Genomic DNA, 21,699 nt, shown 5'->3' with positions numbered 1-21,699 from the left:
AAGACGTGAAAAAAGAAAATTTGTTCTAAACTTTTAACTTAACTGAACACTAGCAACTTTTTTCTTGAGGTTATTTTAAATATACAGAAGTTGATAAATAAAATTTATAAAAAAAGGAAAAACAAAAAATGATGAATGTAGCATTTAATCCAATTCAACAGAACAAACAACAGCTATCTTTTAGCGGAAAACGAGAAGTTGCAGAAAATTTGGCGAAAGCATTAGTTTATTCAGCAAGTGAAGCACGTACTTATAAAATTGGTAATCCATGCGGAAATGCTAAATTATTTAACGGACGCGTTGACGCTTATATAGATGCAGCGATTTCAGATAAAGCGTTTTTGTCATTTTTAAAAAATCCTGCAAAATTTTTAAATATTGAATTGCTTTCAGGTAGTTCTGATAAAGGTACTTTGCCGGAAATAGCGGTAAAAGCAAAAGATGGATGTGAGCAATTTGCAGAAGATTTAAGAAAGATGGTAAAAGGTACTGTAGGTTTTTGCCAAGGAGATCCTTTGTATGGAAAAACCGAAGCTATTGGTCTGCTTGAAAAATTCTTCCAAAAAATAGAATCTCGAACTAAATAAATCAAGACAAGTTTTCTAAAAAATTCAACGCCGATGCCTCAGGGTTTTCGGCGTTAATTATTGCCCTTACAACTGCAACTCGAGAAGCACCTGCCTTTAAAACTTCGGAAATGTTTTCTGAATCTATTCCGCCTATTGCAAACCAGGGAATATTAACATTTTCAGACGCCCATTCAACGTATTCTAGACCTACGGACTTTCTTCCCGGCTTGGTCGGGGTTTCAAAAACAGGACCTACTCCTATATAGTCAGCTCCTGACTTAACAGCTTTTTCTGCCTGTTCCGGCTCATGGGTGGAAATCCCTATTATGGTATCTTTGCCGAGTATATGCCTTGCAGAATCAATATTAATATCATCCTGCCCTAAATGCACACCGTCTGCGCCCACTATATGAGCAATATCAACCCTGTCATTTATAATAAAAAGCGCATCATAAAGTGCGCAGAGTTCTTTTACTTTTCTGCCAAGTTCAATAAGTTCCTTTGCGGTTGCTGTTTTTTCCCTTAGCTGAACTATTTGAACTCCGCCCTTAAGCGAAGCAGCTACAGCGTCTAAAAACTCATCAACAGACGAAAAGCTCTTTCTGTCAGTTACCAGATATAATTTTTTGTCTTCAAGCCTTTTTAATTTTAATTTTTTGGATAATTCTTCAAACATATTTTTCTCCAGAGTATAAGATTCATATCTTGTTTTTTCAAATACCGATATATCAATGCCCTCTGCCTGACCGTACTCGGCTAAAACCCTGAGCGCCTGCTGCAATCTTTTAAAATTTGCCTTGAAAATATCTAAAATATCCAGTTTTTCGGTATTATTTACAACATCAGTCCCAACATCGCCTTCTGTATCTCTGCTTTTAAGCAAAGCTGCATAGTTTAAATCGATAACTCCAGCCAATTCATGCCTAAAATATTTTATTTGAGTGCATAAATTCTCGTTATCAAGGTAAAATCTTGCGATTTCCTCTATTACCCTGAGCGCTTCGGTGGCTCTATTTAAATTTGCGTCAATTATTCTTCTCATAAGATAATTATAATATAAAGAATATGCTGTATTATTGTATTTATAAAATCAAATTCGGGATTTAATAATGATTCAAAAAGTTACGGCAGGAGTTATACATAAAGACGGCAAAATTCTTATTGCACGCAGAAAATCCGGCAAATGTGTCGGAGCAAATTGGGAATTTCCCGGAGGAAAGCTTGAAGAAGGCGAAACCCTCGAAGAATGCCTGATAAGAGAATTAAAAGAAGAACTTGATATAGAAGTGGAAATTATAAATTATATAGATTCAAACATATTTTTTTGCGGTGATAAAAAAATAGAACTGGTTGCTTATAATGTAAAATATATAAGCGGAAAACTAAAGCTGGTCGACCATGAAGAAGCAAAATGGGTATTGCCTGACAAACTTCTGGAATATAAATTCACTCTTCCCGATATTCCTATAGCAGAAAAAGTTTTGAATCTTTTTTCATAATATTCCTTAAAACAGCTTTTTAAGGTATTATAATTATTAAAAATACTAAACAAATATTTGTAATAAAAAATATGATTCGGGGACGGGTTATGAATAGGGTTAAAATAAAAATCATCTCGCTATGTGCTGTTGCAGCATTTCTTGCTTCAAATCAATGCTATGCAATGTCTCCTCAAGCAATGCTTCACTATAATAACGCTTTGATGCTATACAAAACCGATGACATGCAAGGTGCGAAAAAAGAACTGGAAGTAGCTCTTGAATATGCAAACAATGACCCTGATTTGCATATAAAACTGGCTGATGTTCTTTCCAAACTTGGGTTTTGGCAGGATGCAATAGCAGAATACAATGAAGCCTCTAAGCTTAATCCGACTGATTCGTTTATTTACATAAGCATCGGCAATATTTATCAAGAACAAAACCAGTACGAAAACGCCCTTAAATCATACATGCAGGCTTCGGATATTTTTCCCGATTATAAATTCAATTATTTAAACATCGCCAATGTTAAGTCTTTAATGGGTGATACCAACGGTGCGGTGGATTATTACAATAAATTTATCTATTATTACCCTGCCCACGCTGATTCCAGAAAAAATCTGGCTTCTATGTATATGAAAAACAAACAGCCTAAAGAAGCAATAACTCAATATGAATTTATTATGAGCAACATGCCGGATGAATTTAAAGAATATACAAGCTATGGCAAGGCTTTAATCCAAAATAAAAATTATGATAAAGCAATAATAATTTTAAAACAGGGCATAGAAAAAAATCCTGCAGATCCTTCTGCTCATTCAAATTTAGCTATTGCTTACATAAATACAGATCAAAAAGACAAAGCTGTAGACGAATTTAAAAACGCTTTACAAATTAACCCGAAACTTTCTCAACTTAAATACGATCTTGCAGCACTTCTAACCGATCTTAAAAGAGAAGATGAAGCTGTTTTATCTTATGAAGATTATTTAAAAGATGTTCCTGACAGCGTAAACGCTTTATATAACGTAGGTCTTCTATATAGCCATCAAAACAAAACAGATAAGGCTATACAAAATTTCGAGAAAGCTCTTGCTCTTAAACCTGATAATACAGACATAAAAGAAGATCTTGCAAGAAGTTATCATATAGCGAAGCATTATGACAAAGCGATATCTCTTTATAATGAGCTTTTAACCATTGAAAAAGACGACCCTGAGCTTTATTATGATGCAGGACTTGCTTATCATTCAAAACAGGATATGGATAAAGCCATAGAAATGTACAAAAAATCCCTTGCCTTAAAGGATAACAACAAGGTAAGACAGAATTATACAGGTGCATTAATCGCAAAAGCAAATCAACAAAATTTAAATAAAAATTATAACAGCGCTATTACTTATTATAATGAAGCTCTTAAGTCAAAGCCTTCTGATTTTCAAGCGCTTTCAGGACTTGCAAATACCTATCAAAAAATGGGCAGGACTGATGAAGCGATTTCTAATTATGAAAAAGCAATAGTACAAGACAATACAAACAAAACAATATTTATTGATTACGGAAAAGCACTTGCTCAATCAAACAAATTTGAAGAAGCACAGGGAGCTTATCAAAAGGCAATAGAAATTGATCCTAAAGAGGTTCAAGCTTATATCGGGCTTGGAGACTCTTTATACAAGACAGACCATTTTGACAAAGCTATAGTTCAATACAACAAAGCTCTTGAACTTGACCCCAAAAACGTTGAAACACTTATAAAAACAGGAAATGTCCATAAAGATAGATTAAATAACAACAAAGCAATTGAATATTACCAGAAAGCTCTCGCTGTACAGCCCGAAAATTCAAATGCCAAATTCAATCTGGGTCTTACTTTTGCGGAAATGGGAAAAACTGAAGAAGCCAGAAAATATTACAACGAAGTAATTTTTTCTACTCCTGATTTTTCTTATGCTTACTATGCGCTGGGACTTCTTGAGGAACAGGCTCAAAATTATAAAGCAGCATTGCAAAATTATCGACAATATTTAACATTATCCCCTAATGATGAAAATGCCAGAGGTATCGAATATAAAATTAAAGAATTAAAAGGGAAATTACCTGCAGAACAAAGCAACTACGTAAAAGCAGCAGAGACCGAGAATTTAAAATCATTTCCTTCAGAACAGCAACTAAATCAGGTAATGTCCAAAAATCCTAAAACTGAAAAACAAATTCAGGAAATAAACTCTGTTCAAAATCCAAATACTGCTATTAACAAGTACATACCCGCTGAACCTCAAGTAAATCAAAACAATACAACTGAACTACCCCCTCTTATTATAGAAGACAAAGCTTTTCAAGGAGAGAATACCGGCTCTTCCAAGTAATCAACCAAGTCCTTTTTAACTTTAGTGATGACCAATAATGCGAAAATTTCTGTTTTTAATATTTTTCATACCTATAATCCTGCTTTCAGCCTGTAACAAAGAAGATGTGGCAATTTTTTTGAACGATAGTCCTATAAGTTTAAGCGATTTGGAGTCTTTGCAGGAAAAACCTGTTTTTAAAGTAAGACAAAAAATTTATTTTTTACTGTTAAGCAAACAAGCTATTGAAAGCCCAGTTTTAAGGCTGCAAACTATAAAACTTGATAATAAGTACGACTACCCTCTTCCGCAGATAGAAATTCCTTATGCTGTAGAAATAGAAAGAGGTCCAAATCCTCATGCCGTAACTGATTATTTTATTTTGCATCAGGACGGAACTTATTTTATAAGGATTTTTTCTCTAAAAAACCTTGCTAAACCAATAGCAGAAGCAGAATTTATCGTAGAAAAACTATAATTCAGGAGAATAAAAAATAATGACCAAAGACTGCATTTTTTGCAAAATTGCAAACAAAGAAATTCAAACAGAATTTATATTAGAAACGGATGCTTATGTTTCGTTCAAAGACGTTACGCCGCAGGCTCCTTTTCATGCGCTTATTATTCCCAGAGAACACTTTTCTTCTCTTAATGAGCTTAAAAATATAGAATTAATGGGAAAACTTCTTGAGGGAGTACAAAAAACAGCGGAAAAATTAGGCATAAAAGAAAATTACAGAACTGTAATAAACACAGGCAAAGGCGCGGGACAAGCTGTTTTTCATGTACATATCCATATACTTGGAGGAAGACCTTTAAATTGGCCTCCGGGATAAATCTAAATAGTACTTAATAATATTTTACATTTATTATTGTAATTAACATAATGATGTGATAGCATTGCGAAACATGGGTAAAATCCTGAAAAATGACAGGTAAAAAAGTCAATCTTGAAAGGTTTAAACTCATTCCATTCACAATTAGTAATAAAACAGTTATTTACAAATAAAATAAACCTCAAAACCTGAAGGGGGGTTAGTACAATTGTCCGAAATACAAGTTGGTCAAGACGAAAGCATTGAAAGCGCACTTAAACGCTTCAAGAAAAAAATCCAGAAAGCCGGAATCTTATCTGAAATTAAAAGAAGAGAAAGATACGAAAAACCAAGCGTTAAAAAAAGACGCAAGTCTGAAGCAGCACGCAAAAGACGTTCGTAATCATTCATAGAATAGAAAAAGAGGTGACAAATGTCATCTCTTTTTCTATTCTCAATAAATCTTTATCCATGATTTTCCCGGAGAAACAAGGCTCATTGAAGGAAACAGCCACATAAATTTGTATTCCTGAGGAATTTGTTTTAATTGACTATTTAATCTTATTAATTTCTGCTGATATTTCAAATTATCCAACTCTTTCTTGTATTTTTTTAAATTTTCTAACTCTTTCATTAAATCTTTATGTTTTTGCTTGCATTCTTGAGCCCAGTTGTAATAAGCGCACTGCTTTCCAAGAATAGCGTAGGGAGAACCAGGAAAATCCCTGCATAATGCAGGTCTGTCTTCATATATAAAGCATTGTTTTTCTTCAGAATTATACCGGCATTTATAAAAAACTAAATTTTCAGGCGATGACTTTAAACTTCTTTCTACTAAATCAGGATAAAGAATTTCGACTTCTTCAATGTTTTGGTATGGAATAAATATTGAAAAAAAATCCTTTGCAAAATCTTCTCCGGAAGCTGCTTTTTCAAGAAGTTTAATGTACGAAGCTGAAGGAGAAGCACTATTACAACAAGCTCCGCATTGATTGCATTCCGGCAAGGAAATATTAAAATTTTTCGACCATTCTTTCATTTTAAACTTCTCAAATTATTAATATGTTACATATTGTCTGATTTTTGAACTACTTATCGGCATATCTCTCGGGATTATAACAATAGGAGCCCCGCCCAACACAGGAAATTCAGCACCAAGAAGCAAAGTTCTATATTGATAAACGAGTTGAACCGTAACTCCACTTTCTGTAGGGGCACTATAATCAACTATAAGAGTTACAAGAGGAGTTGCCACTCCGCCTATCATTCTTGTTTGTGTACTATTTATTTGATAAACAGCATAAGGTCTTGTTCCCCCCAAATTAGTATATGCAAAACCCAGAGTAGTAAGACCAAGTTGTTCTCTTCTTTTGTTTACAACATCTATAGCTGCTTTAACTGCTTTATTAAAACCTGTACTTGAAGTATCTGTGATAGTACTGGAGGTCATAGTATCGAGTACAAGTTTTCTTGAGGCTGATGAAGATGCTTCCTTTGCAATATCCTCAACCACATTTGTATTTCTGAAATATATCCCAAATTCAAGTATTCCAAAAAGAATAATAATCAAAAGTGGAAAAATAAAAACAAATTCTACTAAATTTTGAGCTGTTCTCTTCAAATCAATTTTCTTTCAATATAACTAAATAATAAACCTGAAAATACTTTTAATCTTGCTTAAAAGACTTTTTGTCTCAGATTTAATAACAGGATCATAATATTTATTATATTCCTCTATGATATTTTTAGGCAAAAAATCTCCTTTTTGTAAACTTAAAGCCAGAGATTTCATATAATTATCCTGCTCTTGAGCATACTCAATGTCTTTTTTTCTAAAATCCTCATCTGCTTCGAAATGAATAAGCGCATGCCAGGCACATTGAAGAGAATCATCATCAGGTTGGCAGGGAAATTTTTCTAAAGCTTCTCTTACGCAAATTTCACCTGAGAGAACCTTAAAAATAAGCTCTGCAACAATTTTTTTTTCATCTTGTATTTGAAAAGAAGTTTTCATTATCTATAAACTAAAACACCTGCACCAACTTTATCGGCTGCTTTAATAAGATCTCTTATTTCGCCTTTAAAATATTGCCTTGCAAGTTTTTCAATAGCATTGATGCCTGCTTCTTTTCTGGAAATTTTAGATTTATAAAAGAATTTTTTATTAAATTTAATTCTTTCAAGAGAATCTTTCTTTACAAGTCTGTCCAGAACTGTTTTTACAGTTGTATATGCCCAACTCTGATCCTCGGAATTTATTTTTCTTTGCACTTCTGACACGTCTATTTCTTCATTATCCGAATCTTCCATGTCCCAAATAGCATTCATAAGTACATTTTCAAAGTCACCTTGCTTAAGATCCATAATAAATACCTCGTATATTCTTAATTAAACTATAATTTTTCTCTTTATATCGTTAATAATTAACTCACCAATTAATTTATTTACCGGTTTCTGTCATCCCTGAAACGAAAGCCTTTTTTCAAACTAAATATAAAAAAGGAGGATGAGGAAGTATCTTTTTCTTAAACAGTTAAACCCTAATTTTCAGACTGACGGCTTATTCAAACAGACAGTAAAAGTCTTCAAAACAGCCATTCCTTCTTTCAACCAAATTTTAGGTATTTATCTATTAAGATTATTTATTAATTTTAAAAGTTTATGTTTTTGGGTCCAAATTTTATTTCGTCGACTTTAACGGCAGGATTAACTAAATTTCTTCGGTTTGTATCATCATATTGTTCAGTGTTTTTTAATAGTACCGCTCCGCTTTTGTATTTAACTACCATAGAATTGTTTTGTTCTGATAAAAAACTTTCTCCAATTATGCTGCTTTGCTTACATCCTGAGCACATAAGCAGAATAATCGGTATAATCAGAAAATTTTTCAAAAAAGCTCTGTTCATTTTATTTTTTGTTTCTCGTTAAGTTAATTTATATGAAATGGATTATTAACTTTAAAACAAAGAGCTTATCCAAAAACCTTATTCTATATTTAATTTAGCTTATCAACTACTACAATTATAATACTGTTTTGAGAATTTTGCATTATTTCAGAAATAACAGACCTAATATCGTTTACATTTCTTAATATTTTAAAACTGCCTGAATTTTAACATGCAAGAGGAAGTGTAAAGCTTACCTCGAATCCTTGATTTGCTGAAAGTGAAATTGTTCCGCCCATAGCCTGAATTAAACCCCTAACGATAAACAATCCCAATCCTGTTCCGCGTGTTGTTCTTGTAAGATCATCTTCAAGCCTTACAAACTTTTCAAAAAGACGATGAAGTTTCTCTTCTTCGATAACCGGGCTGTCATTTCTTATTTTAACAACGGCAAAATCAGCTGTTTGTATAACTTTTATATCTATTTCGGAATTTTCAGGAGAGTACTTTATTGCATTTTCAAGAAGATTTATGACTATTTGAACGACCCTGTCAGGATCAGCCCAAACAAACGGCAGATTTTCAACTACTTCAAAATTTATAACCCTGTTTTGCTTTTGTTGCATAGAAAAAATGCAGTTTTCAAAGACTTCTTTTAAATCAATTTCTGAGGGGAACACCCGTAAAAAATCTGCTTCTATCTCAGGCACTACAAGAAGGTCATCAACAAGCCTGCTCAATCTTTCTGTCTGTTGTTTTATCACTTTTAATGATTTTATCTTCATTTCTTCGTTAACATTGATATCACTTCTCAAAAGCCTTGAAGTATAACCTTTTATACAAGTTAAAGGGGTCCTGAATTCATGACTAACTGTATCTATCAAGTTTGATTTCATTTTATCCAACTTTGATAATTGTTCATTAGCTTCTTGGAGTTCCATATAGCCTTCATCAATTTTTTGCGCCATATCATTAAATTTTGACATGAGAAAAACTATTTCATAAGGAGTAAAAAAATCTTTTAGAAGACGGACTTTTCTTCTGTAATTTCCCTTTCCTATAGCGGCTATAGACTTGAAAAGCTGTGCCAGATTTGTATTTAGCGAATAAGAATATAAAATCCCGAAAACAATTATAAAAATAGCCGATGCAAGAATAGATACGATTATTTTAAGTCTTGCATCTATGATTCCATAATGGGTTAATTGTTTTGGAGTTGTGACAACAATTGCCCAATCAGGCTTATTAAGCTTTAAAAACACATTTGGCTCGTTTTTTATTTTGCCGAACATAACAGGTTCGCTAATTTTGTATTCTTTAGGGATAAAAGGAATAAGTCTACGAAAAAGCTCTTTATCTTCATTGTACGACATGACTATATTATTTTTTGAATCAATTATATAAACCTGTCTTTTATCATTTATTAGATATTTAAAAAGGTCGTTTTTGAGTTTATCAATGTTTATAAATTTTCTTAAATACTCTCCGTCATTAAGTTTTACATACATTGCCATTATATTTTTTTTTGAATTTGAATTGATAAAAATTTCAACATCTGTATTGTTAAAAAGCTTTTTTTTGTTAGATTTATTTATATTTTCATCATTTTTTATGATGTCTAATTGTACCGTTTCATCAGAAAAATCAATTATTTCACTTAAATAATTTTTAACTTTGTTTTTTGGAATTATATAATTCATACTTTTGGCAATATACAAAAGTGCCAGTTTTTTTTCTTCCAGCGTTTTTTCAAGACGCTGATAGACACTGTCTGTTGTAATTATCGCAGAATATCTCAACTCGGCACGTACAGCATGCTGATTTACATTAACAACAATCATCGCTGTTATACATAAAGGCAAAATTACCCCTATGAAAAACACCAGCATTAATTGTTGAGAAATTTTAAGACGTCTTATTTTCATGAAACTCTTTTAAAGATTTTTATATTAATACAAAAAATAATTCTAATTTTAACACATTTTTTAAGGCAAAAATCTTTATATAACAAATAAAATTGACCCTTACAAGGGTTTGATATATTTCGTATTGTAACAATAAGTATTTCTTATCGCATTTTTATAGCAATTTTATATAAACATCTTTTTTTATATAAATATAATTAAACATTCTTTATTTATCGATAAGATGAATTTATATATTTAATCAAAAAGGAGATTATTTATGTGTTCCGGAATCAGCAAGATTAATAATGCAAATCTTTTACCTGCTAAAAATACAAAATGCCCACCCACTCCAAAAGTAAATAATAACTGCTCGCATAGCATTTTTGATTGTATTGCAGACAAATGTCATAATTCAATACCAAAGCCAACTCCAAAACCAACTCCAAAACCAACTCCAAAACCAACGCCGACACCAACTATTGCACCAACTATAACTCCGACTATAGCTCCTACAGTAGCGCCGACACTTTCACCAGTATAATCTTATAAAAAAGAATCCGGTTTTTCTTTAATTGTAAAAAGACCGGATTTTTTATATTTAGAGCCTATCTTGTAAAATAACATATAAACTTTTTTTAAATTAAAGCTTTATTTTGATTTTTTAAATATAATGAAATCTGTAAAGGTTATATTATATTCTCTGTGGTTATGTTCGAAGAAAATAAAGAAAAATTTGAAAAACTTTTAGAAGAATTCTTGATAGATCAGGATTGTAACCCTGATGATGCTATCAAGAAAATTAATCATTTGAAAAATTTAACCGAAAAAGAAGCTGTATCAATCTTAAACTTCTTTGCCTGCAAAGAAACACATCCCAAAATTCTTCTTCATATCATTCAAATGATTGGGAAATACAAAGACAAAAGTTCTGTGGACGTACTAATAAGACTTTTAACGGATTATAAAAGCCCGGATGCCCACGATAAATACTTAAAAGTAAGATGCGCAACCGCTAATATTCTTGGGGAACTAAAAGACGACAGTGCTGTTGTTCCTTTAATGTATATAATGAACGATAAAAACGAATATTATAAGATACGACTCTCTGCAGCAGAAGCTCTTGGAAGGATTGGCAATATTTATGCAGTTGCACCGCTTATAAACATCGTAACTGACGAAGAGGAAAAGTCAGTATACTTAAGAGAATCAGCAGCAAAAGCACTTGGGATGCTTGGCGATGAGAGAGCTGTAGACCCTTTAATAAGTATTATCGAAACAAAAAAAGGAATCATCGACAAATTTACCTTCTTAAAGGAAAAAACTATTGAAGCACTCGCTAAATTAGGATTCAATCAAGATAAAAAACTTAGAGCCCTTAAAAATACTCTTGTGGATGAATCACCTCAAGTCAGAATCAGTGCTATGGAGGCTCTTTGCGAAATTGATGACGAAATAGTCCTGTCTTTAATTGAACCTATGATTTATGACAAAGACGAAAATGTTGCAATAAGTGCTGTTAACGCTCTTTATAATATTGCGGGAAGAGATTATGTCATTAATTTACTGCAGAAAAAAGACCTTCTCGATTGCTGCAGAAACGAAATACACGAAATTCTTGAAGAAGACGAAGAGGATGAAGATGAATAAAAGTATTGTTTTGCTCTCAGGCGGGCTTGATTCGTTTATTAGTCTTGCTTATGCAAAAGATGAATATAATATTCAGCTTGCCTTAACTTTTGACTATGGTCAAAGATCTGTAAAAAAAGAAATTGCAGCAGCGAAAACTATCGCTGATTATTTTAATATTGAACATAAAGTTATAAAAACGCCATGGTTACAGGAAATAACAGAGACTTCACTTGTTAACACTGATCAGGATTTACCTGAGCTTGACTCAGAAGAACTGGACAATCCTGAATTAACATTAAATTCTGCAAAAAATGTCTGGGTTCCAAACAGAAACGGGGTATTTTTAAATATCGCGGCATGCTTCGCTGACAGCATGGATTTTTCTCATATAATTTTTGGAGCAAACAAAGAAGAAGGAACTACATTTCCGGACAATACACAGGACTTTATCGATAAAATTAATGCAGCTTTTGAATTTTCAACCCTTGCAAAGCCAAAAGTATTTGCTCCTCTTATAAATCTGGATAAAACAGAGATTATAAAGCTTGCCATTGAGATTGAAGCCCCTTTGAATCTCGTAAGAAGCTGCTATACGGATGAAGAAAAACATTGCGGCAAGTGCGAATCCTGTTTAAGGCTTGAAAGAGCTTTAAAGACAAATGGTAAAAGCTTTGCTGATATAGGAATTTAGTTGTTATCATAACCTTACATTAAAAATTTTTGCTTTATCATTTGTATCAATTTCTTTTGCTTCTTTTTCTTCAAAGAACTTTAAAGCATTATCAGTCAAGTCTTTAAATGACGCGACAGGATTTGACGAATTATATTTTACTGATAAAATTTTACCACCACTGAATAATGATTTTACACTTTGCCATAATCCAACAGGCTTTCTTTTAACAGAAGCACTTATGTCATTATATAATCTTCTTGAAGGTACCAGATAAAGAAGAATATTTTTCCCGTCTATAGGCGCTTCTTCTTTTATGTACTTAGCAATAGCTTCTGCTGCTCCTGTTGTTATTTCGGGATTTTTAGCCAATACTTCCAAATCCCTGAATTGAGACATCCCAAAGCCAATTTGCCGATTTCTGTAATTTGACTGAATACTGTTTGTCATTTTCAACCTTCCTTTTTTTGTTAAATTATTTCAAATTTGTTAATTTGTTTTACATATACTTAAAAACCCTCAAAAAAAATTGATACTTTTGCTGATTCCTGTTTTTTAAAACATAAAATACAAACCTGTTATTATTGGAAATATTTTATTTTAATATTTCTTAATAATTTAAAAAATATTTATTTAACTTAATTTGTATTATAATATCTGTGTTTACTGGTTGAGCTTTAACAATTATTACATTGCATCAAGGAAACAAATCGTGCCTGAACAGAACATAAAAACGGATAAAATAGCTGTAATAAATGGTATTGTTGACGGACAGAGAATATCTACGCAACAGTTATTACAGGAATTATATAATAAACTTGAAGAAGGCTATAAAGAATTTGAAATTAACGCCTCAGGGCATCATAATATTGGCGGTCCTTTATGGGATAAAGAAAATCACCCTTTAAAATTTAAAGTTACAAACCCAGGCCAACGCGTAGGCTCTATGGGAATGACCGGAACAGAAATTTTAGTCGAAGGCTCTGCTCCTGCCGATGTTGGCTGGCTTAATGACGGTGCAGAAATCACGGTGATAGGCGATGGTGGCGACACAACAGCACACTGCGCCGCCAGTGGAAAAATTTATATAGCAGGAAGAACAGGAACACGCTCCGGTGCTCTTATGAAACACGATCCTAAGTTTCCACCGCCGGAATTCTGGGTTCTTAAAAACACGGGGTCATTCAGTTTTGAATTTATGGGCGGTGGTACCGCAGTAATTTGCGGTTACGGCTGTGAAAACTCGAATTCTGTTCTTGGATACAGAAGCTGTGTCGGTATGGTAGGAGGAACTGTATACGTTCGCGGAAACGTAAAAGACCTTTCCAGTCAAGTCTGGCTTATGGACTTAAACGATGGCGATAAAGATTTTTTACTTAAAGGACTTCCTGTTTTTCTAAATAAAATAGGCAAGACGGAATTAATAAACGAATTAAGCAAAGAGCTTCAAATAAATAATGAGAATCAAAGCTCATCTTTCTCTTCACCGGCTTCGCAATGGCACAAAATAGTCGCAAAAACTTATGAAGAAAACAAAACTAAATCATTAATGCCTTTAAAACAATTCAGGTTAGGCAAATGGGTTGAAGGCGGAATCTTTGGCGACTTGATTGAAGATGATTATGCAATCTCGGATTTAGTTTCAACAGGGGATTTAAGACTTAAATACCCTGTATGGAAAAATGCTCTTTACAGCGCACCTTGCGAATACAACTGCCCTATAGGAATTCCGACACAAAAGAGAATTTCTCTTCTCAGGCAAGGAGAAATTTCAAAAGCTCTTGAGCTTGTACTTGAATACAGTCCGTTTCCGGCCTCTGTTTGCGGACAAGTATGCCCAAACTTATGTATTAACGAATGCAGCAGAAAATACATAGACCAGCCAATAAAAATGGCTGAGTTAGGAAAACTTTCCAAAGACATCAAAATAAACTTCTCTGTTAAAGAAAAAAACAAAAAGATTGCTGTTATAGGTTCAGGTGCAGCAGGTCTTGGAGCTGCCTGGCATTTAAGAAAATCGGGTTACAAAGTAGATATTTTAGAACAGGATGCTGTTTTTGGCGGAAAGCTAAAACAGGTTATTCCTGAAGATAGGCTTGAAAGAAATATTCTGGATACCGAACTTCAAAGAATTATTGACTCAGGAATTAATGTAAAAACAAATACTAAAGTAAATAAAGAGCTTTTCATCAAGCTGGAAAAAGATTATGATGCCGTTGTTGTGGCGATAGGCGCTCATAACCCTGTAGTTATTCCTTTTGAAGGTCATGAAAGATTTATAAAAGGTCTGGATTTCTTGAAAGCCGTAAACAAAGGCGAAAAACCTCCCATCGGCAAAAAAGTTGTTGTAATTGGAGCAGGAAATGCTGCAATGGACGTTGTAATCGGTGCTTACAATCTGGGCGCAAAAGAAGTTACCGCAATAGATATTCAAAAACCGGCTGCTTTTGATAAAGAAATAAAACATGTCGAGGCGTTAGGCGCAAAAATCCTCTGGCCATGTTTTACGGAAAAAATCACCGATAAAAGAGTGCATCTTAAAGACGGAAGAACTTTAGAAGCGGATACAGTAATAATTTCTGTAGGTGACAGACCCGATTTTTCATTCACAGAAAGAGATTATCTTGATGAAAAAGGACTTATAAAAGTTAACGAATATATGCAAACAATAAATAACTCTAAAATATTCGTTCTTGGAGATGCTGTAAAGCTCGGTTTGTTTACTAACGCGCTTGCGGATGGCAGAAAAGTCGCAATTAATATCGATAAAATGCTTTCCGGGCAACCTCCGGATAAATTCGAGAAATCGCCTATGATTCCGAAAAATCGAATAAAAGACGAGTACTATAACCCTATAAACCCACAAAAAATTATTGGAATGGAGCCTGAAAAAGAAACTGATCGTTGTATGAGTTGCGGTTTTTGCAGAGATTGTGAATACTGCAAAGAAATTTGCCCTGAGCAGGCTATTACCAGAAATATAAATTCTGACGGTGCTTTTGAATATATTAGCAATCCTGATAAATGCATCGGCTGCGGTATATGCTCGGGGATTTGCCCATGCGGCATTTGGACTATGGAAAACAACCTTATTGAAATTTAAAAACTATCACTGTAATTCTTTTTGTAAATAATTTGAAATTTTATCAAAGTTTTTTTAAAAACGTCCGATATTAGTAATAAGAAAAAAAGTTATTAAAAGTATCCAAATTTTAATCCTGTTTTAAAAACGTACAAAATTTGGTAAGTATTCAGAAAGAGAAGGGAATGAAGGCAATAACGGCTGTTGCAAACAGACTGTGCAAGCTGAACTCATTCTAGGGCTACAAAGAATTTAAGGAGTTATTGAAGTTGAGTCAGAGTCAAAGAATTACAATAGATAACGACCCTATCGAGGCTATTTTCGCCTTAAACATGGGCGATTTTTTAACAGAACACTTAATTTCACAGGATTTATTAAAAAAAATAGATACTTCCGTCAAAGGGAAAATTGATCGACTTAAAAAACAATTGAGCGAACTGATTTCTATTTATTCTCTCGACAATACACTTACCCTGCTGGGATTTAACAGTGAAGATGAATGTATCGTGTACAACTCTATTGCAAAAACAATGGCACAAATGTTGGATGTAGACAGTTGTCGTATTTATTTAACCCCTGACTTTATAAAAACATCAAAAGAAAAAGGTTTGCTCGTTACAATGGGGGCTTCCTGCATAGATGACAGCACTATCGGATGCTTCTTAAGCAAAGAAAATAATCCCATTATTCAATCTTTTTTAACATGTGAGACTATTTACATTAAAAATTATAAAGAAGACGTTTCAACTTTATTAGCCGTTCCTATGGCTAATAACTGGGGTAATGTCGGCGTTGTTTGTGTTGAAAATAAAGAATTAAAAAACATTTCTCAAGAATATATTAATCTTCTTGAAATAACTGCAAGCTTATTCGTAACTTCAATGAGACTGCAAAAATTGACGGAACAAACTGCTGCTGCCTTGAAAGATGAAGAGGCAAGCCCTGTTGAATTAAGACAACTAAGAACAGACTTGACTGCAAGTATAGGTGATCTCGGAGATGAACAACAGCAATTTGTTGAGGCACTTGCATGTGCTGTAGATATTAAAAGCCAATCACATGCACATTCAAAAAATGTTGCTGAACTTGCAAGAGATATCTCTGAGCATATCAACTTAAATGAAAAAACTTTGGACTTAATATATTATGCAGGTTTGCTGCACAATATCGGTCAAATAAGTTTACCTGAAGAAATCTTTTCCAGTACAGAAAAACCTTCTCAAGAAACATGGGAAAAACTTCAAAATCACCCTAACATCGGTGTAAATGTACTGATGAAAATAAATTTCCTATCCGAAGTTATTCCTTATGTTCATTATCACAAAGAAAGATGGGATGGAAAAGGAACTCCAGAAGGTCTTTCCGGAATGAGTATCCCTCTTGGTGCGCGCATAATAGCTGTGGCTGATGCGTATCAAGCAATGAACGCACAGAGATCGTACAGAACACCTCTTTCTCAAAAAGAAATTCTCGATATTCTCAAAAAAGAAGCCGGAATCAAGTGGGATCCGGCAATAGTAAATGCTTTATATGAAATAAAAAATGTTTAAATATCCTGTTTAACTACGGAGGACAAGGACTGGAAACAGGTGTATGAGCAGAACCCGCACTAGGAGTGGGACTAAGAGTGGTATTTGACACTTGATCAGATTGATTTAAGGCAATTCCTATCCGTTGCTGAAGTTCTTTCAATTTATCTCCCATAATGAATAATACATACATGGAAAAAACTGAAATCAATGCAACAACTACGCCCCATTCAGCTATAGATTGAGCCTTTTTTTTCATTATATTAAATTGTTTCATACTTAATTATACTATGTTGAAGCCTGTTGCGATATCTGGTTAGCCTGTTGCAGTTTAGCTGTCAAACCGCTAACTGTTGTTTTAATTTGTCCGCCCATTGTTTGTAATACTGTAATAGCAACTACAGAAACTAACGCCAAGATAAGACCATACTCAACAAGACTTTGTCCTTTGCTTTTTCTATTTTTACAGATTCTTCTCATTACTCACTTAAACTCCTGTTAATTAAATTCTTTTAACATTACTATTTAATTATAACTTAATTTAAAAATTTGATAATCACTTTTAAGGGTGATTTTTTAATACTCACACATAAGGCTTTAAATAATTAATTATACAAATCTTATATCTGCTTTTTCAAGCCTACCAAGTGCTTCGTATAATTTTTCATCAGGCTGTACGATTGAAACCCTGAAATAATTATCGCTGTACTTCCCGAAAGCAACACCAGGAGTAAAGACCACCCCTGTTTTTTCTAAAACTGTTTTACACCAGCCTTTTGAATCATAACCCTCAGGCACTTGAAGCCAGAGATACATGGTAGATTTGGTTTTTTTAAGATCCCATCCGAGCTTGTTAAAACCTTCTATCATAAAATCGCGTCTTCTTTGATAATTGCCGGTAATTTCTTTTGAATAAGAAGACGGCATCTTTAATGCAGCAAGAGCTGCATCCTGAATCACGGAACATGTGCCGTAATCCATATTAGTTTTGACATTGTATAAAGTTTTGATGATATCTTTGTTTCCTACAGCAAAGCCTATTCTCCACCCTGCCATGTTATAAGTTTTTGAAAAAGAATAAAACTCTATAGCTACATCTTTTGCTCCTTCTACCTGGAACACACTCGGCGGTTTATAGCCTTCAAATGATATTTCTGTGTAGGCAAGATCACTGCAAAGCAAAATATTATATTTTTTACAGTAATCCACCATTTTTTTGAAAAATTCTAATGTTGCCACGCCTGCTGTGGGATTGTTAGGATAATTAATAAAGAAAATTTTTGCTTTCTGCGCTATTTCTTCCGGTATAGAAGATAAATCAGGAAGAAAATCGTTTTTTTCTTCTAATTTTACATGATAAACATCGGCGCTCGCAATCCAGCTTCCTCTTGAAAGTACAGGATAATAAGGATCAGGAACGATATTTATATCTCCCGGATCTGTAAAAGCAAGTGCCAAATGAGCAAGCCCTTCTTTAGCACCGATAAGTGTTTGAATTTCATCTTTCGGGTCTATATTAATCCCATACCTGTTAAACAGCCATTCGGAAATTCCCTGCCTTAATTCCAGTTTTCCTTTGAAATCAGGATAACCATGATTTTTTACATTCTGTAAACTTTTTATAGCAGCCTCTACTACAGGCTGAGGTGTTGCCCCATCAGGATTTCCTATGCCTAAATCAATTAAGTCCATGCCTTTTGCTCTTGCTTCTTCCTTCCATTCATCAAGTTCGGCAAAAACATAAGTAGGCAGGCTTAAAAGTTTTTTTGACGGGGTTATATTTATTTTAGTTTGCATTATTATCTCCACAATGACCTAAATTTATACTATTTAAATAACAATTTTATAGTAATAACTTCTTAGGAGCAAGATTATTATAAAATTGAAACAAATAATAAAATATTAATAATATTCATTGATTAACTCGAATTGCTAAATCACCAAAAGCGTCATTGTAAAAAGAGCGAAGCAATCTATAAAATAAAATCAGTTATTCAAGATTTTTTTGTTTCTAAATATATAAAAACATTCCGGATTCTCTGATGGATAATCGCTTTGAATAGAATAATTTACGCCTTTTTTGTATACAAGTTCAAAGTCTTTAAACAATTTGAAATTTATTTTACTTGTTCTAATATAGTTTTTTGATTTATCAAGATTAAAAACCTTCTGGCTATTGTTGCAAATGACTATATAATCAAGGGTTTTAAGTTTTTTCTCTGTTAAAAGCTCGTATCTTAAAGGGAAAATTTTCCAGCCCGGATTTTGATTAAAAAAATTGTAATACCACATTTTATCCGAGAAAATAAGTCCTATTTTTGAATTATTCTTCGCCTTTTGATTCAAATAATCAACCTGTTGCCGAAAAGCATCATCCCAAACAGAACCGACTTCATACCTTATATCCTCTCTTGGAGAAGCAAGCAAACTTTTATTATTTACAGGCAGAACCGGCCGCAGAGAATTACAGAGTGAAATATTTATAAAACAACCAATAACAATAACTGATATAATTAATTTTAATGGCTTTAGCTTGTAGCTGTAGCTTAACGCAAATACAGGAGAGCAAAGAACCATTGCAGTAACAAAATACCTCATATTCCACAACGTAAATCCCAATAATGTAGCTAAAATAGGAATAAATACCAGTGGAATTAACGCAAAAAGCGCGATTGTCTTTATTTTATCCGTTTTTGAAAAAATACCTTTCAGTCCATTCCTCAAAACCAACGGGATAAAAACAAGAAAGCCCACAGGTCCGTAAGTTGCAAAATTTTCGTGAATTTTTGTATTTAAAAAACTTATATCCGCATAAGTTAAACCCTGATTTTCGCTTAATCTGAAAATCCCAAACAATAGGGTTTTCAAAAATAAAAACGGCAAGCATAATATTTTTGCAATTTCAAAACCTGTAAAATCAATAAAAATAAGATTATATCTTATTAAATTTGCAATAAAAGACTTTATGCTTTTATCAGGAGGCATATAAAAGTTCATATAAGACTCAAGACCAAGCGGATTATGAAAATCCAGATAATTTAATATGTAATTATAAGAACTCAGCAAAATAAAAAATAATACTGTCCAACTTCCAAGCAATAATAACGGCTTATAAAATTGCCTTTTTTCGCTCCTGATTGCAATTACGGTACAAATCAAGCCAAGAGCAGGCAAAAACATAAAAACAGACCCTTTTATGCCTACAGAAATTCCCATTGCCATTGCTGAAAAAATAAGCGATTTTTTTTCTTTTTCTCTTACACCGTATATAAAAAGATACAAAGAAGCAAAAAGAAAAAATCCCAATACAAGGTCATTTTGTGTACTTGACGATTGAAGAATTATTTCCGGCAGTGATGCAAAAACAAATACAGCCCACAAAATCCTTTTATTAGAAATTTTTATATAAGATAAAAAACCGGATAAAATCCATAAACTCCCGCAAAAAGATATAAATTGAACCATGCCGGCAAAAAAATCTTTTTTTATGAAAACCAACGGCCAGAGATAAAAAATTTCGGAATTCGGCGGAAACATTACCTGTCTTACAGAGCTGGTTTCAAAATGTTCAAAACTTCTGTTCTGTATCCAAAAAGCAATTCTTGCCGTGTGGTATGTCATTGAATCCCACAAGTTTACCGGTGCATAAAAAGCAAGATAAAAACTTACCGCAACTGAAAATAAAAAGAAAATACTCAATACGAAAAGCACTTTGTCTTGTTTTAGCGCTGTTTTTATTTTTTCAAATGATAGTTCAAATTCTCCTGATTTCAATTTCGGCTTGTTTTTTGCGTTCCAAAGCACAAGAGCAAAAATAAAAACAACAATGTTCACTTTCAAAACATTATATAAATCTATTGCTTTTAAAAGTGAAAGAAACTCAAAACTGATAATAATCTGTGCTGCCAGATTTAGAACAAAAAATATGACTGAATTTTCAGATCTTTTGCTTTTTATAATAGCTGTAATAAAATAAGAAGAGGATATTACCAGACAGAAAGATATTATAAAAAGTATAATACTTAACATTTTCACATCCACGAGCCAACTTAATATTTATAATTATATAATACTAAAAATCTCGATATTAATAAAAATTAATAGACACAAAAATATTTATTCTTTAAAATAAAAAATAGTTTTACTCAAAGCGGATGTTTTAACATGAAACCTAAAAAAGCGGCTCTTGATAAAAAACAAGTCAGAAAAATCTATAAAGAACGAATTTACCACGTTTTTCTTTCTTTTATTATAATGGTGTGTTTTCTTCAGCTTATATGCGGAACAGGTATAAACATAACAAGATTTATAACTCTGAATAAACAGATTCATGAACTTAGAGAGTTAAATCAGGATGCTACCAAAAAAAATATCCAACTGAGAGAGCAGCTTAAAATATACTCTTCTTGCCGGGGAATAGAGGAATTAGCCAGAAATAACCTTAAAATGGTCGGCAAAGACGAAATTTTGGTTCTTATAAAAAACCAGCCTGCCGGTGTGAATAATTAACCCGAATCTCTAATTAGCTAAAATTATTGCAAATATTGATTTTTGAGAATGTCATCCTGAGCAAAGCGAAGGATCTGTCCAATTTATGATTTTAGCTAAAAATGCTTACCGGACAGATTCTTCGGGTTAAAACCCTCAGAATGACAATTTGTAAAAATAAATTAATTGGCGACCGGGATTAATTAATAAAAAAAAATCTGCCTGACAGGCAGATTAAATTTTTTAGACGAGATAAACAACTTTCCCAAATCTTGCTTGCTTTTTCCCTATTTTAA

At 33.0% G+C, this 21,699-nt stretch carries 24 protein-coding genes; 12 read left to right on the top strand and 12 right to left on the bottom strand.

All coding sequences use genetic code 11. The features are described 5' to 3' along the window. The first annotated feature begins 128 nt into the window (after positions 1-128). Positions 129-587 carry a hypothetical protein gene (locus WCG23_01220; GenBank protein MEI8388481.1) on the top strand — a complete coding sequence of 153 codons (459 nt, stop codon included), beginning with the start codon at positions 129-131 and terminating at the stop codon, positions 585-587. Between the two features lies 1 nt (position 588). On the opposite strand, the gene WCG23_01215 is transcribed toward WCG23_01220, so the two are convergent. After that, complete coding sequence (locus WCG23_01215) at positions 589-1,611, bottom strand: thiamine phosphate synthase (GenBank protein ID MEI8388480.1); 1,023 nt, start codon at positions 1,609-1,611, stop codon at positions 589-591. 67 nt (positions 1,612-1,678) lie between these two features. Here WCG23_01215 and WCG23_01210 point away from each other — a divergent pair, with 67 nt between their 5' ends. The 5 genes from WCG23_01210 (at position 1,679) to rpsU (ending at position 5,616) form a co-directional block, all read left to right on the top strand. Continuing rightward, positions 1,679-2,068 (top strand): (deoxy)nucleoside triphosphate pyrophosphohydrolase, encoded by a 390-nt coding sequence (locus tag WCG23_01210; GenBank protein MEI8388479.1) that lies wholly within the window; start codon positions 1,679-1,681, stop codon positions 2,066-2,068. Between the two features lie 89 nt (positions 2,069-2,157). Further along, the gene (locus WCG23_01205; protein MEI8388478.1) at positions 2,158-4,419 is read left to right on the top strand and encodes a tetratricopeptide repeat protein; all 2,262 of its coding nucleotides are present in this window, start codon (positions 2,158-2,160) and stop codon (positions 4,417-4,419) included. A gap of 37 nt (positions 4,420-4,456) precedes the next feature. Beyond that, entirely contained in the window at positions 4,457-4,876 is a 420-nt protein-coding gene (locus WCG23_01200) for a hypothetical protein (GenBank protein ID MEI8388477.1), read from the top strand. 19 nt (positions 4,877-4,895) lie between these two features. Then, positions 4,896-5,234, top strand: coding sequence for a histidine triad nucleotide-binding protein (locus WCG23_01195; protein ID MEI8388476.1), 339 nt, complete (start codon positions 4,896-4,898; stop codon positions 5,232-5,234). A gap of 208 nt (positions 5,235-5,442) precedes the next feature. Beyond that, complete coding sequence (rpsU, locus tag WCG23_01190; protein ID MEI8388475.1) at positions 5,443-5,616, top strand: 30S ribosomal protein S21; 174 nt, start codon at positions 5,443-5,445, stop codon at positions 5,614-5,616. A gap of 51 nt (positions 5,617-5,667) precedes the next feature. Here the strand turns inward: rpsU and WCG23_01185 are convergent, their stop codons facing one another. The 6 genes from WCG23_01185 to WCG23_01160 form a co-directional block, all read right to left on the bottom strand. Next, positions 5,668-6,252 carry a YkgJ family cysteine cluster protein gene (locus WCG23_01185; GenBank protein MEI8388474.1) on the bottom strand — a complete coding sequence of 195 codons (585 nt, stop codon included), beginning with the start codon at positions 6,250-6,252 and terminating at the stop codon, positions 5,668-5,670. Positions 6,253-6,270: 18 nt separating this feature from the next. Further along, on the bottom strand, positions 6,271-6,834 hold the full coding sequence (locus WCG23_01180; protein MEI8388473.1) for a TadE/TadG family type IV pilus assembly protein: 564 nt from the start codon (positions 6,832-6,834) through the stop codon (positions 6,271-6,273). Positions 6,835-6,855: 21 nt separating this feature from the next. Then, on the bottom strand, positions 6,856-7,227 hold the full coding sequence (locus WCG23_01175) for a hypothetical protein (protein MEI8388472.1): 372 nt from the start codon (positions 7,225-7,227) through the stop codon (positions 6,856-6,858). Then, positions 7,227-7,577: a BlaI/MecI/CopY family transcriptional regulator gene (locus WCG23_01170; protein MEI8388471.1), complete on the bottom strand. Its 351-nt coding sequence runs from the start codon at positions 7,575-7,577 to the stop codon at positions 7,227-7,229. Before WCG23_01170 ends, WCG23_01175 begins: the two co-directional genes overlap by 1 nt. Positions 7,578-7,864: 287 nt before the next feature. Further along, positions 7,865-8,119, bottom strand: a complete 255-nt coding sequence (locus WCG23_01165) for a hypothetical protein (GenBank protein ID MEI8388470.1) — start codon at positions 8,117-8,119, stop codon at positions 7,865-7,867. Between the two features lie 206 nt (positions 8,120-8,325). Further along, positions 8,326-10,023 (bottom strand): HAMP domain-containing sensor histidine kinase, encoded by a 1,698-nt coding sequence (locus tag WCG23_01160; GenBank protein MEI8388469.1) that lies wholly within the window; start codon positions 10,021-10,023, stop codon positions 8,326-8,328. 259 nt (positions 10,024-10,282) lie between these two features. Between WCG23_01160 and WCG23_01155 the strand changes: the two genes are divergently transcribed. The 3 genes from WCG23_01155 (at position 10,283) to queC (ending at position 12,325) form a co-directional block, all read left to right on the top strand. Continuing rightward, complete coding sequence (locus tag WCG23_01155) at positions 10,283-10,546, top strand: hypothetical protein (GenBank protein MEI8388468.1); 264 nt, start codon at positions 10,283-10,285, stop codon at positions 10,544-10,546. 167 nt (positions 10,547-10,713) lie between these two features. Continuing rightward, entirely contained in the window at positions 10,714-11,652 is a 939-nt protein-coding gene (locus WCG23_01150) for a HEAT repeat domain-containing protein (protein MEI8388467.1), read from the top strand. Next, a complete protein-coding gene (gene queC / locus WCG23_01145; GenBank protein MEI8388466.1) occupies positions 11,645-12,325 on the top strand; it encodes a 7-cyano-7-deazaguanine synthase QueC in 681 nt (226 codons plus the stop codon). Before WCG23_01150 ends, queC begins: the two co-directional genes overlap by 8 nt. A 6-nt stretch (positions 12,326-12,331) precedes the next feature. On the opposite strand, the gene WCG23_01140 is transcribed toward queC, so the two are convergent. Then, on the bottom strand, positions 12,332-12,754 hold the full coding sequence (locus tag WCG23_01140; protein MEI8388465.1) for a hypothetical protein: 423 nt from the start codon (positions 12,752-12,754) through the stop codon (positions 12,332-12,334). A 262-nt stretch (positions 12,755-13,016) separates the two neighbouring features. Between WCG23_01140 and WCG23_01135 the strand changes: the two genes are divergently transcribed. Next, positions 13,017-15,407 (top strand): FAD-dependent oxidoreductase, encoded by a 2,391-nt coding sequence (locus WCG23_01135; GenBank protein MEI8388464.1) that lies wholly within the window; start codon positions 13,017-13,019, stop codon positions 15,405-15,407. A gap of 248 nt (positions 15,408-15,655) precedes the next feature. Further along, positions 15,656-16,936: an HD domain-containing phosphohydrolase gene (locus WCG23_01130; GenBank protein ID MEI8388463.1), complete on the top strand. Its 1,281-nt coding sequence runs from the start codon at positions 15,656-15,658 to the stop codon at positions 16,934-16,936. A 13-nt stretch (positions 16,937-16,949) separates the two neighbouring features. Here WCG23_01130 and WCG23_01125 read toward each other — a convergent pair whose 3' ends face one another. From WCG23_01125 to WCG23_01110, 4 genes are all read right to left on the bottom strand, one after another. After that, entirely contained in the window at positions 16,950-17,174 is a 225-nt protein-coding gene (locus tag WCG23_01125) for a hypothetical protein (protein ID MEI8388462.1), read from the bottom strand. A 29-nt stretch (positions 17,175-17,203) separates the two neighbouring features. Next, the gene (locus WCG23_01120; protein ID MEI8388461.1) at positions 17,204-17,395 is read right to left on the bottom strand and encodes a Flp family type IVb pilin; all 192 of its coding nucleotides are present in this window, start codon (positions 17,393-17,395) and stop codon (positions 17,204-17,206) included. Positions 17,396-17,524: 129 nt separating this feature from the next. Continuing rightward, the gene (locus WCG23_01115) at positions 17,525-18,712 is read right to left on the bottom strand and encodes an LL-diaminopimelate aminotransferase (GenBank protein MEI8388460.1); all 1,188 of its coding nucleotides are present in this window, start codon (positions 18,710-18,712) and stop codon (positions 17,525-17,527) included. A 189-nt stretch (positions 18,713-18,901) separates the two neighbouring features. After that, positions 18,902-20,944 (bottom strand): hypothetical protein, encoded by a 2,043-nt coding sequence (locus WCG23_01110; GenBank protein MEI8388459.1) that lies wholly within the window; start codon positions 20,942-20,944, stop codon positions 18,902-18,904. A gap of 135 nt (positions 20,945-21,079) precedes the next feature. Between WCG23_01110 and WCG23_01105 the strand changes: the two genes are divergently transcribed. Further along, positions 21,080-21,424, top strand: coding sequence for a septum formation initiator family protein (locus tag WCG23_01105; GenBank protein ID MEI8388458.1), 345 nt, complete (start codon positions 21,080-21,082; stop codon positions 21,422-21,424). Positions 21,425-21,699 lie beyond the last annotated feature (275 nt).

It is taken from the genome of bacterium (genome assembly GCA_037147175.1).
Lineage (GTDB): Bacteria > Cyanobacteriota > Vampirovibrionia > Gastranaerophilales > UBA9971 > UBA9971.
Note: the sequence above shows the minus strand (reverse complement) of the source record. Positions and strands in the feature narration are given on the sequence as shown.